Source organism: Sorangium sp. So ce375 (assembly GCF_051473855.1).
Classification (GTDB): Bacteria; Myxococcota_A; Polyangia; order Polyangiales; family Polyangiaceae; genus Sorangium.
Genome location: NZ_CP150335.1, coordinates 1,780,772 through 1,795,822, shown reverse-complemented (window position 1 = coordinate 1,795,822; position 15,051 = coordinate 1,780,772). Strand labels below are relative to the sequence as shown.

Here is a 15,051-nt window from a genome sequence, read left to right as displayed (position 1 = left end):
CACCGAGCCGCCCCGGCGCCGCCCCGGCCCCGGCGCGCGCCGCCCGGCTCATCGCGCCGGCTCGCCGCAGATGCGGTGGACCAGCTCGAGCAAAGGCTCGATCTGGAGCGGCTTCTTCAGCAGGCCCGCGACGCGCAGCCGCGACGCCTCCTGCTCGACCCGCACGTCCGCGGACACGATCACCACCGGGATCGACGCGAGCTCCGGGTCGCGCTGGAGCTCGGCGCGCAGCTGCCATCCATCCATGACCGGCATCATCAGATCGAGCAGGATCAGCGCTGGCGGGCCGTCTCGCCGCAGCAGCGCGAGCGCCTCGGCGCCGTCCGCCGCCTCCTCGACGTCGTACCCCTCGAACATGAGGAGCTGCGTCAAGATGCTCCTGATGTCCAGATCGTCCTCGACGACCAGGATGCGGCCCGTTTTCTCGATCATGATCGAACCTCACGACCGGACTGCGCCGCGCGGCGCGCTTCCTCTGCCGAGCAGCCCAGCTGCGGCCCTGACCGATCGAGTGTTCATGGGGCCGGTGAGACAACTTGAGGGAACGCTGCGGCCCTGGCAAGCGGCCGGTCCCGCGGCGCGGCCCCGCAGCCCGCCGGAGCACGGACGGCGCGCTGCCCGCCCAGAGCCCGTACGCCGGGGACGGGAAGCCGCGCGGCGCGGGTCACACGCCGCCGCGCCTACTGAGCGGCCTCCTCGGGAAGCTCGTCGGCGGCCCCGCCCGGGGCCGCGTCGCGCTCCTCCCCGGCCCGCGCGCCATGGACGGGCAAGAGCACGCGGAAGCACGCGCCCTTGCCGACCTCGCTCTCCACGCCGATCTCGCCCCGGAAGCTCGTCACGATGCCGTGGCAGATCGCGAGCCCGAGCCCCGTCCCCTCCCCGATGGGCTTCGTCGTGAAGAACGGGTCGAAGATGCGGCTTTGCAGCTCCGGCGCGATCCCCGGCCCGGTGTCGCGCACCTCGATGCGCACGCGGCCGGGCGGCGCGGGGGCGGTCGTGATCCGGATCTCGTTCTCCGACACCTTCCCGTCCGGCAGGGCCTGCGCGGCGTTCACGAGCAGGTTCAGGATCACCTGGCCGAGCTGCGCCTCGTTCGCGTGGACGGGCGGCACCGGGCTGAGCTCCAGGACGAGCCGCGCCTTGCTCTGGATCTGCTGCTGCGCCATCCGCAGGACGAGCTGGATCACGGGGTCGACGTCGACGGGGCCGAGCTCGCCGCCGTCGGCGCGCGAGAACGTCTTCAGGCCGCCCACGATGTGCCGGACGCGCGAGCCGCCCTCCGCGGCCTCGTCGAGCGCCGAGAGGAGCGCGTCGAGGCGCGCGCCGGCGCCCTTCGCGCGGAGCTCCTTGCGCGCGAAATCGACGTTCGCGACCATGTAGGCGAGGGGGTTGTTGATCTCGTGCGCCACGCCGGCCGCGAGCGTGCCGAGCGAGGCCATGCGATCGGCGAGCTGGAGCCGCGTCTCCATTTGCCGGCGCTCGGTGACGTCGGACACGGCCCCGAGCATCCGGTACGCCTTGCCGGTCGCGTCGCGCAGCACGATGCCCCGGTCGTGGACGTCGGCGTAGCTGCCGTCCGCGAGCAGGCACCGGTACCAGAGCTCGAACGTGCTCTCGTCGCCCTCCATCGCGCGCCGAAGCCCGTTCATCACGCGATCGCGATCCTCGGGGTGGACCCGCTCGAACCACCAGACAGCGTCCTCCTCGATGTCGGCGCCGCCCGTGCCATAGAAGCTCCGCATGCGCTCGCTCCCGGTGACGCGCCCCGACGAGAGATCCCAGTCCCAGAAGGCGTCGCTCGTGGCGCGCACGACGAGCCGCATGCGCTCCTCGCTCGTCCGGAGCGCGTCCTCGGCGGCCTTGCGCGCCTTCATGTCGAAGGTGAAGCAGACGCCGCGATCGTGCGCCCCCTCGACCAGGGCAGGCGCGATGAGGACGGGCACGCGCCGCCCGTCGCGGGCCAAGAACTCCTTCTCGAACGGCGGGCAGATGCCGTTCTCGAGGACCTCCGAGAGCGCGCGCCGGTCCGCGGCGGCGTACTCTGGCGGCGTGATCGCCATCCAGTTGAGGCGCCCCGCCTCGACGTCCTCGCGCGCGTAACCCACCATGCGGAGGAAGGCGTCGTTCGCGTCGAGGACGCCCCCCGCCGCGTCCCAGACGAGGAGCCCGATCACCTCCGCGGACGCGTCGCGGAACGAGCGAGAGGCGCGCTCGAGCAGCGCGCGCTCCGCGGGCGCCCGGTCGGCCACGTGCGCCGACGGCCGCCGCACCCACCACACCGCAGCGTCGAGCTGGATGGCGATCGAGGGCTCGCTCGCCGCCGCCACGACGGTCGCGCCCGCCTCGAGCAGCGCCGTGGTCGCGCCCGCGCTCCCGGTGATGGCGACGACGGCCACGCGATCGCCCCCGGGCGCCGCGCGCAGCCGACGGCAGAGCGCGAGCGTGGCGTCGAGCGGCCCCTCGTCGGCCAGCACGGCCACGTCGAACGGCTGAGTCGCCAGGAGATCCAGCCCGGCCTCGACATCCCGCGCCAGGACCGCGACGTGGCCGCGCGCGGCGGCGAGCGCCTGAGCAGCGCTCGCGGGGCCGCCTGGGAAGATCAAGATCCTGGGTGCCTGTGCTCCGGCCACGCGGGCAACATCCCGCGCGCGGCGCGCAGACGCAATACCGACGCAGCGGTCATCTACGTTCTCGCACGTCCCCGCACGTCCCCGCGCGCGCCTGCCTACCCCCGCCTCACCCGACCCCGGCCCTCCGGTCGTCGAACCATTGCCATGCGTTCGCGAACCCCACGCGCTGGGATGATTTCTTGTAGCAGAGGAAGTAGAGCCTTCCGCCCTGAACACCGCACTCCGTGCGGTCTTTCCAGCAGGTGAGGAGATCCGGGTCCACGTCCGGATTGCTCGAGACCACCGCCCCCTCCTCGAGCTCCTGCGTCCCGGCGGCGTCCGGGCAGGCCGACGGGCCGGAGGTCGGCGGAATGCCCATCGCGCGCGGTTCAACGGCCGTGTTGAAGAGCGCCTCCGCCACCCGGCGCACGGCGGCGGCGCGATCTGGACCGCAGAGAGAGAGGATATCGAGGCTCGCGCGATCGACCTGGACGAGCATGAAGTTGCGCCCCTCGGTGACGGTGAGCCCGAGCCCGCCCGCGGTGTACTCGTGGCGGAGCAGGTCGGGTGTATCGTCCGTGGCGGCGTGGAACGCGTGGCGCGCCTTCACGGCCTCGCCATGCGGGTTGAGCTCGCTCCTGAAGATGGAGTCGCACCAGTAGAACGACTCTGCCCGCGCCTGGGCCGGCACGTCTTCGAACCGCTCCACGGGCGAGAAGCCCTCCGGGGCGACGCGCGCCACGGCCGCGAGCCACCCCGCCACCTTCGCGTCGACGTCCTGCTTGAGAAATGCATGCGCGCTCATCCCCAGCCTCCTCGATAGGTCGCCACGATCTGCTCGACGCGGTACCCGTCGTTCGGCGCCGAGCTGAACCAGATGAGCCCCCAGAACACGCCCAGGATCGGCTCCACGGAATCGAACACCCCGGCGCCCCCAGCGTAGTACCTCGTCACGCCGCCGTGCGAGAACTCGAGGGCCGCCTCGTACCGGTTGAGCCCCGGGCTGAGCGACCCGTCGGGGAGACGTGTATGGGACGCCGGATAAGTCCTCCCCACCTCCACCGGCCCGTCGACGAGCGCCGCGCGCCACACACGGCCGCCCTCGACCTTCGCCGCGTCGAGCCCCGCCCACGGCTTCTGCTCGGCGTCGGCCGCCAGCGTCCTGCGCCCGCCGCCCACGTTGGGGTCGCCCCAGACCACGATCATGCGCGTCCGCCCCGGGATCCCGAGCTGACGCAGCATGCCGCGGAGGAGCCGGACGATCGCCTGGCACTCGCCGCTCTCCTCCACGTAATCGGTCATCGCCCAGGCGCCGCCCTCGTCGTTCAGGAACGTCGGGTGATGGTACTTCCGTGGCACCCTGGGGCTCGGCAGGAGCGTGTATGTCGGGAACCTTCCCATGATCCCGCTCACGATCTCGTGCGGGTCGATGGTGTCGAGCGGCGAGACCCAGGAGACCGCCCTGTCCATCCGCTTCAAGGTCACCCCATCTTCCTGCCAGGCATCCTGCCTGTCGGTCTGGGGCCTGCCCATCGTGACATAGACGACGTTCGAGGTCTGGGCGGGCGACACCATGGCTCCCGCGCCTGCCGACCAGCTCAGGGCGAGGTTGAGCTTCTGGATCCTCCTCTCGAGCCTCCGCGTGGAGAAGAGATCGTGCGGCGCGCTGATCGCCGCGCGGCTGCGGCGGCTCTCGAGGACGATGCCCTCTGGCCCCACCGCGCGGATCTCGGCCGCCGCCGCGCTCGCGGCGTCACCCGGCGAGAGCCCGAGCCGGACGACGATGTTCCGGCCCATCGAGATCGAGAGAGGTACGGCGCCCCGCTGCGTCCACTCCGGCGCGGGGCACACGGGCCCTGCGTTCCTCCACCCGTTCTCCCCCTTGCAGTCCTTCATGAGACCGTGATCGGACCTGAACTCGATGGAATGCAGCGCGATGGGCCGCTCGGCATCGGGCTGCGGGCTCTCCGTTGTCGGATCCGCCATATCGACCTTCCTCGCTCACGGCGCTTCTACGCTCGACGTTCGCCGAGCCACACGCCGGGTTACGACGATCGTAGTGCGCGAGCCGGCCGGGCCAAGTCAGGAGTCCTCGCAGGGGACGACGGCGCTCTGCCGGCGCCCCCCCCGGTCCGCCCCGTCACCTGCGCCGCGCCCCGCCCGGAGACGGCGCGCTCGGCCGAGCCCGCGCGGCCTGCGCGCTCTCTCCACGGGAGGGGGGCCGGCCGCCGCGCGAGCCGGGTTCCTAGCGCCGCGCGCACGAGCTAGATTGCGCGCATGTCCAACAGCCTGTTCGTCGTGCATGTCCATGTACATGTCCGACCCGAGTTCGCCGACGCATTCCGGAGTGCGACGATCGAGAACGCACGCGAGAGCGTCAAGGAGCCGGGGATCGCCCGGTTCGATGTCGTCCAGGACACCGAGGATCCCGCGCGCTTCGTGCTCGTCGAGGTCTACAGGACCAAGGAGGCGCCGGCGGCGCACAAGGAAACGGCGCATTACCAGCGGTGGCGGGACACCGTCGCGGAGATGATGGCCGAGCCGCGGACCAGCCGGAAATACGTCAATGTCTTCCCTGATGACGCGGGGTATTGACATGGCGTCTCCCGGCAACCAGCCCGCCTTCGAGTTCGCCACGGCGACGCGCGTCGTCTTCGGCGCGGGCAAGCTCGCCGAGGTGCCCGCGGCCGTGCGGGGCCTCGGCGGGACGCGGGCGCTCGTCGTCACCGGGCAGGATCCCGGACGCGCCGCGCCGCTCCTCGCCGCGCTCGCGGAGGCGGGCGTCTCCGCGGTTCGCTTCGCCGTCGCGGGCGAGCCCACGGTGGACATCGCCCGCGAGGGGACGTCGCGGGCCGCGTCCGAGCGGTGCGACGTCGTGGTGGCGCTCGGCGGCGGCAGCGCGATCGACGCCGGCAAGGCGATCGCCGCGCTCGTCGCGAACGGCGGCGACCCGCTCGACTACCTGGAGGTCATCGGCAAGGGGGGAGCGCTCTCCAGGCCGTCCGCGCCGTTCGTGGCGATCCCCACGACCGCGGGCACCGGCGCGGAGGTGACGCGCAACGCGGTGCTCGCCTCGCGGGAGGCCGGCGTGAAGGCGAGCCTGCGCAGCCCGCACATGCTGCCGCGCCTGGCGGTTGTCGACCCGGACCTGCTCGCGGGCGCCCCGCCCGGCGTGCTCGCCTCGAGCGGGCTCGACGCGCTCTCGCAGCTCATCGAGCCGTTCCTGTCGAGCCGCAGCAACCCGCTCACGGACGGCCTCGCGCGCGAGGGCATCCGGCGCTCGGCGCGCTCGCTCCGGCGCGCGGTCCTGGAGGGCGCCGACGCGCCGGCCCGGGACGACCTCGCGATCGCCAGCCTGCTCGGCGGCCTCTGCCTCGCGAACGCGGGCCTCGGGGCCGTCCACGGCTTCGCGGCGCCCGTGGGGGGCATGTTCGACGCGCCGCACGGCGCGGTGTGCGCCGCGCTCTTGCCGGCCGTCCTCGAGGTCAACCTGCGGGCGCTCCGAGCGCGCAGCCCGGCCCACCCGGCGCTGCCGCGCTTCGACGAGCTCGCCGCGCTCGTCACGGGGCGCGCCGGGGCCAGCGCCGAGGAAGGGATCGCGTGGGTCCGCGAGCTCTGCCGCGACCTCGCGATCCCGGGGCTCCGGCGCTACGGCATGGACGAGGCGGCCCTCCCGGCGCTCGTCGTGAAGGCCAAGGCGGCGAGCAGCATGAAGGCGAACCCGCTGCCGCTCACCGACGAGGAGCTGTTCGACATCGCGGCGGCGTCCTTGTGATCGCGGCGCCGGTGGTATCATCGTGGGGTGGCAAGCCCGTACCGCACGAGACCGCCCACTCCGCCGCGCGTCCGGTCGATCGACAAGCGGCGGCGGCTCGGCGTGGCGAGCCTCGTGTTCGGCCTGTTCTGCGGCGTGACGGGGATTTCGCTCGCCGACGAGGGTCGGGCAGAGTGCGCGCTGCTGTTCGTGGGCGTCTGCGGCTTCGTCTTGCTCCTCCCGCGCTAGGGTGCACGCTAGCCTTCCCCCATTTCCCGATGACCGGAGCTCGATGAAGAACGATCCCGCCCCGAATCCCACCCTCGACGCCATGCTCGCCGCCCAGCGCATCGCGTTTGCGCCCGTCATGTTCCAGGTGGCGCGGGTCATGCGAAACCGCGGCGTTCTCAAGGCGCTCCAGCGCGCTGGCAAGGGCGGCAGGACGGCGGCGGAGGTGGCCCAGGACACGGGCCTCTCCGCCTATGCGGCCAAGACCTTGCTGGAGGCGAGCCTGAGCTTCGGCCTTGTGGAGTGCGCCGGCGCCGCAAGCGCCGCAAACGTCCACGGAGCGCCGCGAGAGCGTGGCGAGCGCTACACGATCACGCGGGTCGGGCTCATCGTCGAGAACGACAGGATGACCCGCATCAACATGGATTTCATCCATGACGTTTGTTACGAGGGCATGCGCTTTCTCGACGAGGCCATCGACGAAGGCAAGCCGGCTGGCCTGAAGGTCTTTGGCGAGTGGCCGACGGTCTATGAGGCGCTCCCGTCGCTCCCGCCGAAGGTGCGGGAGAGCTGGTTCGCGTTCGATCACCTCTACTCCGACTCCGCGTTCCCCGAGGCGCTGCCCCTCGTGTTCGAGCGGAGGCCCAAGACGCTCCTCGACATCGGCGGCAACACCGGGCGGTGGGCCATCCAGTGCTGCACGCACGACCCCGACGTGCGCGTCACGCTGCTCGACCTGCCGGGCCAGCTGGAGGACGCGCGCGTCAACGTCGAGCGGCACGGCCTGCTCGGCCGGATCATGGGCACGCCCATCGACTTCCTGGATCACGGCCAGGCATTCCCGACGGGCTTCGACGCCATCTGGATGAGCCAGTTCCTCGTGTGCTTCTCCGAGGCGGACATCCTCCAGATCCTCCGGCGGGCCGCGGCGGCCATGGGGAACGAGACGGTGCTCTGGATCCTCGACACGTTCTGGGATCGGCAGACGAACGAGGTGGCGGTCCACTGTCTTCACGGCTCTTCCCTGTATTTCACGTGCCTCGCGAACGGGAACAGCCGCATGTACAGCGCCGCCGACATCCGGCGTTGCATCGACGAGGCGGGGCTCGTCGTCGAGGCGGAGATCGACCACCTCGGCCTCGCCCACACGCTGCTCCGGTGCCGCCGGCGCGACGCGCCCGCGGGCAAGCGCGCGTGAGCGCCCGGGAGAAGCGACGCGCGTGAACGCCCGGCCGAGGCGGCGCGCAGCAGCCTGGACGATCCGGCCCCGAGGCGAGCGGCGAGACCACGGATGAGGCGGCTCGGGGCGGCGCGCCCCGTCCGTCGTCGCCGCGGTGTGGCCTGCGTTGCGCCGCGGCGATGGGCGAGCAGGGCGCGCTCGAACGGCTTTCGCTTGCGACCCCCGCGTAGCATAGTGGGGCGACCCGACGGCGCGCTGCGCCATGGGCCCACAAGGAGAAACCGTCGTGTCCCATCCCCCGCTCACCCAGCTCTCCGACGAGGAGCGCCTCTTCCGCGACTCGGTGCTTGATTTCGCCAAGAAGCGCGTCGCGCCGCGCGCGGCGGCGATGGACGAGGAGGGCGCGCTCGACCGCGATCTGCTCCCTCCGCTGTTCGAGCTCGGCCTCATGGGCATCGAGATCCCGGAGGCGTACGGGGGCTCCGGCGCGGGCTTCTTCAGCGCGATCCTCGCGATCGAGGCGCTCGCGGTGGTCGACCCGAGCGTGAGCGTGCTCGTCGACGTGCAGAACACCCTGGTGGCCAATGCGTTCCTCCGCTGGGGCAGCGACGCGCAGAAGGAGAGGTATCTCTCGCGGCTCTCCCGGGACTGGGTCGGCTCGTATGCGCTGAGCGAGGCGGGCTCCGGCTCGGACGCGTTCGCGCTCGCGGCCCGGGCCGAGCGCCGGGGCGACCGCTGGATCCTGAACGGCCGCAAGCTCTGGATCACGAACGCGAACGAGAGCTCGGTGTTCCTGGTGTTCGCCAACGTCGATCCGTCGAAGGGCTACAAGGGCATCACGGCCTTCGTCGTCGAGCGATCCTCCCCGGGCTTCTCGGTGGGCAAGAAGGAGAACAAGCTCGGGATCCGCGCCTCCAGCACGTGCGAGCTCGTGCTCGAGGACTGCGAGGTGCCGGAGGGCAACGTGCTCGGCGAGGTCGGCAAGGGCTACAAGATCGCCATCGAGACGCTGAACGAGGGCCGCATCGGCATCGGCGCGCAGATGCTCGGCCTGGCCGCCGGGGCGTTCGAGCACGCGATGCGCTACATGGGCGAGCGGAAGCAGTTCGGGCAGTCGATCGCGAGCTTCCAGGGCGTGCAGTTCCAATATGCGCGCGTGGCCATGGAGATCGAGGCCGCGCGGCTCCTTGTCTACAACGCCGCGCGGCTCAAGGACGCGGGCCAGCCGTTCGTGAAGGAGGCGGCGATGGCCAAGCTGTTCGCGTCCGAGGTGGCCGAGCGGACCGCGTCGCTCTGCATCGAGTTCATGGGCGGCGTCGGCTTCACCAAGGACTATCCGGTCGAGAAGCTCTACCGCGACGCGAAGATCGGGAAGATCTACGAGGGAACGTCGAACATGCAGCTCTCGACGATCGCGAAGCTGCTCCAGGCCGGATACGACGCGAAGGGCTGAGCGGGGGAGTTCGCCCCCGTCCCAATACCGGCTCCCCACATCACGGGAGCTGCCGCTTGAGATCCGCGAGCGAGCGGCGCGTCGACACCTGCTGCGGCAGGATCACGTCCCGCACCAGGGCGTGCGACTCGGAGTCGAGCTCCTCGATGTCGTCCCGGTAGTCCTTCAGGCCGTGATCCTCTCCCTCCGCCAGGACCGAGAGCGCCGTCTTGTGGCCGAGCGCCACCGCGGTCCTCTCGACGGCCTTGGCGAACGCGCCCCATGGCCCGGAGCTCTCCGGGGGGTCGCCTCCGAGCTCCTCGATCCGCCGGCGCAGCACCTTCACCCGCGCCTCGTGCGACGCGAGGTTGAGCCGGAGGTGGTGGGCCACCCAGCCCTGGCGCGCGGCGGCGATGGCCTGGCGGTACGTCTCGACCGCGGACATCTCGCCGCGGCAGAACGATTTGAGCTGCTCGATCGAGTCGTCGTCGATGAGGCCATCCAGGCCCACGTTCTCCTCTGCAAATGCGACAGGTTCCATGGGTACTCTCCTGAGATGTCTGGTGAACGCCCGATTCCTCTCCTCCTTACCTCCCGAGATCGGCCTCCATGCCGTGCGTCCATGCAGGAACCGCGATCACCAGGGCTCGGCCTTACAGCGCGAGCCCCTTGACCTCAGGGGTACAACCTCGCCTCACACCGAATCAGTCTCGGCTGAACTCTTTCATTCCCTTCCACGTCTCTTCCAATTCCCGTTCCAACGTCCGGGACCTACTCGGTCCAGAGCGAGCTCATCCTTCCAGCGGCAATGCGGGGCGCTGGTGGGGCTCACAGCGCGGCGAACACGCGAGCGCCCTTGCTCGTGCCGTAGGACTCGCCGTTGCCGACCTCTCGCAGGATGGCGCGCAGCGCAGCGGCGTCCCGCTCGTCGCGCGCGACGGCGCCGAGGAGCATCGCGCCTTCCTTGAGGCGCCTTTCGACCTCCGGCGCGCTCTGCTCCGGGATCCCGGCGTCGACGAGCACGCTGATCAGGCTGGCCGTCTCGCTCGCCGAGCTCGCGTCCGCCAGCCTCACCGCGATGGGGCCGGCCACCGCGAGCCGCAGCCCTGGGACCACGAGCCCCGCGCGCGCCGAGGCGAGGATCGAGCTCAGCGCGCTCCCGTGAGAGGCCGAGCCGTGCACGCGAGAGCGCGAGAAGTGGTGGCGGCGGGCCGCCTCGCTCACGATGGCGCAGACGTCCCACCGCGTGTGCCCGCTGTCCAGGATCCGCCGGACGGCGTCCTCGGCCTCTCCACGTCCTCGCACCATCCCGGTGATCAACCTCTGGCTCGCCATGCAGACCTCCTTGGCTGAGGGTTCGCGCTGCTCGCGCTGGTTTCCAAGGACTTCCGCACAACACGAACCGTACCGCGCTCATCTGCGGCAGGAGATGCGCGGAGCCGCTCGCGAATCCACGAGAGCACCGTCGCGTCCGGGGCACGATGCCACAGCGAGGGAGTCACGCTGTGACACAAGGACACGGCGATCTCGTCGGGAGCGGCGTGCCCCCACGACGGCGCTGCTGCAGCGCTCGCCGTCAGCGCGGCTCAGGCTGCGGCGCGCCGCTCCTTGGCCGGACGCTTCGCGCTCTTGCCGGCTCGCCGCGCGCTCGCCGCGCGCACCACCCGCACGCTCTCGCGCAGGCGGGTCACGAGCGGCACGGCATCTCGCTCGCTGAAGCCGCGGACGATCCGGAGCATCTGGGCCTCTTCGGGCCGGAGCGCCGCGAACGCCCCGTCCGCGGCGGACTCCTCCGCCTCGATCAGGGACTGCAGGGCGCCCTCCGTATAAGCGCGGATCACGGCGGGGTGAACATAACAACGCTGACAGACAGCGCGTGTGTTGCCGAGGCGGGCGGACACCCTGTCGATCACCTGCGCCACGCACTTCTTCACCTGGCGGACAGAGCTCGCGACCTCCATCTCGCAGAAGAACGACGCGCACAGCACGGTGCCGGTCCAGGTGCGGAAGTCCTTCGCCGTGAAGTCCTGGCCCGCGATCGAGCGCAGGTACTCGTTCACGTCGTCCGAGTGGATCCTCTGCCGCTTCCCCTCGCCGTCGATGTACTGGAACAGCTCGTGGCCAGGCACGTCCTGACATCGCTTCACGATGCGCGCCAGCCGCCGATCCCGCACCGTCAGCGTGTGCTCCTTGCCGGCCTTGCCCCTGAAGTGGAACTTGATGAGACTCCCGTCTATCTCGACGTGCTCGTCGTGGAGCGTCGTCAGACCGTACGAGTCGTTGTCGCGCGCGTATTCGTCGTTCCCGATGCGGATCGAGGTCTCGTCGAGCAGGCGCAGCACCGTCGCCAGCACCTTCTCGCGCGGCAGCCCCGGGAGCGCGAGATCGCGCTCGGTCGCCGCGCGGATCTGCGGGAGCGCCGCGCCGAACGCGAGCATGCGATCGTACTTCGTCTCGTCGCGGACCTCGCGCCAGCGCGGGTGATACCGGTACTGCTTCCTGCCGCGCGCGTCCCGCCCGGTGGCCTGGATGTGCCCGCGCTCGCTCCTGCAGATCCACACTTCGGTCCACGCGGGCGGTATCGCGAGGCGGCGGATCCGCGCGAGCGCCGCCTCGTCCTTGACGGGGCGCCCGTCGGGGTCGACGTAGCTGAAGCCCTTGCCCGCCCTTCGCCTGAAGATCCCGGGCTCATCGTCGTTGACGTACCGGAGCCCAGCCGACGCCGCGGACTCGACCGGCGACGGGGTGAGCTGCCCTGTCCCCGCGAGCTCGCCGGTCGCGCGAGCGAGGCCGACCGCCTCGACGGACTCGATTGACACGCTGACGCGGCGCCGGCGGATGACGACGGCGGTCGGCGCGGCGGGCCGCCCCCGGCGCGGAGCGCTCCGCGGGCCGCGCTTACCGCGGGCGGTCGTGGTGCTGCTCTTCATGGCGCGACGCCTTCAGAGGGCCTCCTGCACGACGGCGCCCGTCGCGCGCCGCCGCGCGCGCTCGCGGTGCGCTTCGTCGATGTACCGCCTCACCTCGGCGTCGATCGCCGCGATCGCCATCCGGCTGAACATGCGCAGCGGGAGCGGCATCTCGATCTCGACGTCGACGGCTCTGGGCCGGAGCTCGAGCCGCCCGGAGAGCGTGAAGCCCTTGAAGGAGATGCCGAGCTCCGCGCATCGCTGATCGCTCCAGACGATGGTTGGAGCGTACTCCGCGTACCGATCACAATACTTCGCCATCGCCCGCAGGACGGCGCTCTTCGCTTCTTCATCGTTCAGGTCGTGATGGACCGTGTGCTTCATGATGACCTCGGGTGATGGCTGGAAATCGGCTCCAGTGGGCGTCGACGCGCGACAGGCGCGCCGACGCAGGCGTTCGCAGGGTTAGCAATCCGGGTGCCTGTCGGGCCCTGCGGCGGTCGAGCGCCCACGACGAGGCCATTTCCAGGGAGATCCGGGTGAGATCGGGCCCCCCTGCGGTCCGCGCATGGTGACGTTCGCCACGAGCGGGGCAGATCGCCACGGCCAGCCCTGAGCCCGCCCCCTCGCGCCGCGGCTCAGCTCGCGGCATGGCGCGTGCGATCGGTGCATTCATGCACGCGCCCATGCACGCGCTCAAGCACGAAGCTGTCGCGCTGAAGTCTCCACCTAGGCTCAGCGGGTGGCTCGGGCCACGGGCGAGGAAGGCGCTGAAGGCGCTGTTGATCGTGCCTATCGCGATCTGGCTCGGCTACGTCGTGATCGTGAACATCATGCTGAGCACGGGGCTCATCGCGCGGCTCGTCAGCTACAACCCCGTCGACGCGTCGCTCTATTACGGGTCGGCGTGGAGCCTCTGGCCGGGCCTCGTTCACGTCGAGGAGCTCCGGCTCAGCGGATCCGACAGCGTGCTCCAGTGGGCGGTGGAGCTCGACGAGGTGGACGTGGACATCCACCTGACCGATCTCCTCCGGCGGAAGTTCTATGCGGAGGACATCCGCGCCAGGGGCTTCGTGTTCCGGATGCGGATGCTCGTGGATCCGACGAGCGAGCGCGATCTGGAGGCGCCGCACATCGAGGCGCTGCCGCCCATCCCGGAGTTCGCGAACCCTCCGCTCAAGCCGGAGCTGCCGCCGAAGCACGATCTCGAGAGCTCGGACGAGGGTTACAACCTATGGACGGTGCACCTGGAGGGCATCGACACGACGCTCAAGGAGATCTGGATCCAGCAAGTCAAGTATGCCGGCAGCGGCCGCGTGCGGGGAGGATTCTATTACAAGCCGCTCCGCGCCGTCCGCGTCGGGCCCGTCGCGCTGGAGCTCCGGTCGGGCGAGGTCCACGTCGCCGACCGCGTCGTCGCGCGGCTCGACGCCGACGCCGACGTGACGATGACCACGTTCGATCCGCGGGACGTCGACGGGCTCGACGTCCTCGATACCACCTGGGCGCGCGTCCGACTCGACGCGCAGCTGCCAGGGCTCGACGTCATCCACCACCCCGCGTTCATCCATCTTCCCGGGGGCGAGGGCGCCGGACCGCGGATCGAGGACGGGAGCGGAGAGCTCCGGACGAACCTCATCGTGAACCGGGGGAACATCGAGCCGGGAAGCACGGTGTCGTACGAGACGAGCCGCCTCGTGGCCTCCGCCGCGTCGCTCCGGGCGACCGCCGAGGCGCGCGCGGCGCTCCATGTCGATGAGCGCGGGGCGGCGCGCCTCGCGGTGACGCTGCCCCGCGCGACGATCGAGCGCCCGGAGAGCGGGCTGCCGCCCATCGTGGTGGAGAGGGCGAGCGCCGTCTTCGACGCGCCGGAGCTCCACCTGCTGCGGCTCCCGCCGGGGTTCGCGTCGAAGGTGGATGTCGTCGCCGCGGCGATCCCGGATCTGCGCTGGCTGAACGCCGGCGGCGCCGCGCCGGACGCGCCGCGGTTCACGGGCGGCGCGGCGTTCCTGCGGAGCAGCCTGGAGGTCGACCCCCTGGGCCGCGGGACGGGCGCGCTGAGCGTGCTGCTCAAGCACGGCGCCCTGCGGTGGAAGCAGACCACGCTGAAGGGCGATGTGGCGGCGCGCATGAAGCTCGACGCGGCGAACATATCGAATTGGACAGCCAAGCTCCGAGAGGGCCGCATCGACATCGAGGACCTCGCGATCGAGCACGAGGGAGAGGCGCTGCCGGGCTGGTGGGCGCACGTCGATATCGAGGACGCCGAGGTGAGACGAGGGCTCATGGAGGCCGCGATCCGGGTGGAGTGCAAGGACGCGAGGCCGGCCGTGACGCTGCTCGACGCCGAGGATGTCATTCCCGGCTGGGCCGCGGGGCTCCTTTCCATGGAGGGGCTTAAGGCGTCCGCGAAGGTCAGGCGCACGGCGGGCGGCGTCGATTTCAGGCTGCTGGAGGCGCAGGGCGGCGACCTCGCGATCCGCGGCCGGCTCACGAAGTCCGACGGGCAGACCGCCCGGGGGGCGTTCCTCGTGAAGAGCGGGCTGCTCTCGGTGGGGATCGCGATCGAGCAGGACGGGGCCGGCGTCCACCCGCTCGTCGGCAACGACTGGGTGAACGAGAAGATGACCGCGCTGGGCAGGTGATCCCGCCGGACGACGACGACGGACCGCGGGACAGCCACCTGCGCGACGCTCGCCCGCGCCTCGAGGTGCGCCGCGGCCGCGTCATCGCACTCGAGACCCCTCTGTAGGCATTACGGAGAGATTCGCCGTGTAATGCGGCATCTCGGGTAAAATTCCCCATCCGAACGTTCAGCTCAATGCCGCGCAACCGCGCAAAGACACGACCTCGGCGCCGCATCGCATCACACGACGCTCGACGCTGGGTTCCGCCACGGGTTATCCTGCTTTGCTCAGCCCACCAGAACGCAGCGGTGT

At 71.1% G+C, this 15,051-nt stretch carries 14 protein-coding genes; 6 read left to right on the top strand and 8 right to left on the bottom strand.

Annotated features, from left to right (window positions below):
* Positions 1 to 48: 48 nt before the first annotated feature.
* The 4 genes from WME90_RS06910 to WME90_RS06895 form a co-directional block, all read right to left on the bottom strand.
* Positions 49 to 432, bottom strand: coding sequence for a response regulator (locus WME90_RS06910; RefSeq protein ID WP_437280277.1), 384 nt, complete (start codon positions 430 to 432; stop codon positions 49 to 51).
* Between the two features lie 248 nt (positions 433 to 680).
* Entirely contained in the window at positions 681 to 2,603 is a 1,923-nt protein-coding gene (locus WME90_RS06905) for an ATP-binding protein (protein ID WP_437280276.1), read from the bottom strand.
* Positions 2,604 to 2,736: 133 nt separating this feature from the next.
* Positions 2,737 to 3,414, bottom strand: a complete 678-nt coding sequence (locus WME90_RS06900; RefSeq protein WP_437280275.1) for a hypothetical protein — start codon at positions 3,412 to 3,414, stop codon at positions 2,737 to 2,739.
* Entirely contained in the window at positions 3,411 to 4,595 is a 1,185-nt protein-coding gene (locus WME90_RS06895) for a hypothetical protein (protein WP_437280274.1), read from the bottom strand. The genes WME90_RS06900 and WME90_RS06895 overlap by 4 nt, the downstream gene beginning before the upstream one ends.
* A 291-nt stretch (positions 4,596 to 4,886) precedes the next feature.
* Here WME90_RS06895 and WME90_RS06890 point away from each other — a divergent pair, with 291 nt between their 5' ends.
* From WME90_RS06890 to WME90_RS06870, 5 genes are all read left to right on the top strand, one after another.
* Positions 4,887 to 5,204, top strand: coding sequence for a putative quinol monooxygenase (locus WME90_RS06890; protein WP_437280273.1), 318 nt, complete (start codon positions 4,887 to 4,889; stop codon positions 5,202 to 5,204).
* Positions 5,188 to 6,384: an iron-containing alcohol dehydrogenase gene (locus WME90_RS06885; protein ID WP_437280272.1), complete on the top strand. Its 1,197-nt coding sequence runs from the start codon at positions 5,188 to 5,190 to the stop codon at positions 6,382 to 6,384. The genes WME90_RS06890 and WME90_RS06885 overlap by 17 nt, the downstream gene beginning before the upstream one ends.
* Before the next feature lie 27 nt (positions 6,385 to 6,411).
* On the top strand, positions 6,412 to 6,612 hold the full coding sequence (locus WME90_RS06880) for a hypothetical protein (RefSeq protein WP_437280271.1): 201 nt from the start codon (positions 6,412 to 6,414) through the stop codon (positions 6,610 to 6,612).
* 43 nt (positions 6,613 to 6,655) lie between these two features.
* On the top strand, positions 6,656 to 7,789 hold the full coding sequence (locus tag WME90_RS06875) for a class I SAM-dependent methyltransferase (protein WP_437280270.1): 1,134 nt from the start codon (positions 6,656 to 6,658) through the stop codon (positions 7,787 to 7,789).
* 268 nt (positions 7,790 to 8,057) lie between these two features.
* A complete protein-coding gene (locus WME90_RS06870; RefSeq protein ID WP_437280269.1) occupies positions 8,058 to 9,224 on the top strand; it encodes an acyl-CoA dehydrogenase in 1,167 nt (388 codons plus the stop codon).
* Positions 9,225 to 9,264: 40 nt separating this feature from the next.
* On the opposite strand, the gene WME90_RS06865 is transcribed toward WME90_RS06870, so the two are convergent.
* From WME90_RS06865 to WME90_RS06850, 4 genes are all read right to left on the bottom strand, one after another.
* The gene (locus WME90_RS06865) at positions 9,265 to 9,744 is read right to left on the bottom strand and encodes a DUF2383 domain-containing protein (protein WP_437280268.1); all 480 of its coding nucleotides are present in this window, start codon (positions 9,742 to 9,744) and stop codon (positions 9,265 to 9,267) included.
* 287 nt (positions 9,745 to 10,031) lie between these two features.
* The gene (locus WME90_RS06860; RefSeq protein WP_437280267.1) at positions 10,032 to 10,538 is read right to left on the bottom strand and encodes a hypothetical protein; all 507 of its coding nucleotides are present in this window, start codon (positions 10,536 to 10,538) and stop codon (positions 10,032 to 10,034) included.
* Positions 10,539 to 10,789: 251 nt separating this feature from the next.
* Positions 10,790 to 12,133, bottom strand: a complete 1,344-nt coding sequence (locus tag WME90_RS06855; RefSeq protein WP_437280266.1) for a DNA topoisomerase IB — start codon at positions 12,131 to 12,133, stop codon at positions 10,790 to 10,792.
* A 12-nt stretch (positions 12,134 to 12,145) separates the two neighbouring features.
* Positions 12,146 to 12,496: a polyhydroxyalkanoic acid system family protein gene (locus WME90_RS06850; RefSeq protein WP_437280265.1), complete on the bottom strand. Its 351-nt coding sequence runs from the start codon at positions 12,494 to 12,496 to the stop codon at positions 12,146 to 12,148.
* A gap of 404 nt (positions 12,497 to 12,900) precedes the next feature.
* On the opposite strand from WME90_RS06850, the gene WME90_RS06845 reads away from it, so the two are divergent.
* A complete protein-coding gene (locus WME90_RS06845) occupies positions 12,901 to 14,757 on the top strand; it encodes a hypothetical protein (protein WP_437280264.1) in 1,857 nt (618 codons plus the stop codon).
* Positions 14,758 to 15,051: the final 294 nt, after the last annotated feature.

Bases quoted from the DNA above. Each gene is read 5' to 3' on its own strand.
- WME90_RS06875 (WP_437280270.1), top strand. From the start codon at position 6,656: ATGAAGAACGATCCCGCCCCGAATCCCACCCTCGACGCCATGCTCGCC.
- WME90_RS06910 (WP_437280277.1), bottom strand. From the start codon at position 432: ATGATCGAGAAAACGGGCCGCATCCTGGTCGTCGAGGACGATCTGGAC.
- WME90_RS06860 (WP_437280267.1), bottom strand. From the start codon at position 10,538: ATGGCGAGCCAGAGGTTGATCACCGGGATGGTGCGAGGACGTGGAGAG.
- WME90_RS06895 (WP_437280274.1), bottom strand. From the start codon at position 4,595: ATGGCGGATCCGACAACGGAGAGCCCGCAGCCCGATGCCGAGCGGCCC.
- WME90_RS06890 (WP_437280273.1), top strand. From the start codon at position 4,887: ATGTCCAACAGCCTGTTCGTCGTGCATGTCCATGTACATGTCCGACCC.
- WME90_RS06885 (WP_437280272.1), top strand. From the start codon at position 5,188: ATGACGCGGGGTATTGACATGGCGTCTCCCGGCAACCAGCCCGCCTTC.
- WME90_RS06865 (WP_437280268.1), bottom strand. From the start codon at position 9,744: ATGGAACCTGTCGCATTTGCAGAGGAGAACGTGGGCCTGGATGGCCTC.
- WME90_RS06900 (WP_437280275.1), bottom strand. From the start codon at position 3,414: ATGAGCGCGCATGCATTTCTCAAGCAGGACGTCGACGCGAAGGTGGCG.
- WME90_RS06850 (WP_437280265.1), bottom strand. From the start codon at position 12,496: ATGAAGCACACGGTCCATCACGACCTGAACGATGAAGAAGCGAAGAGC.
- WME90_RS06855 (WP_437280266.1), bottom strand. From the start codon at position 12,133: ATGAAGAGCAGCACCACGACCGCCCGCGGTAAGCGCGGCCCGCGGAGC.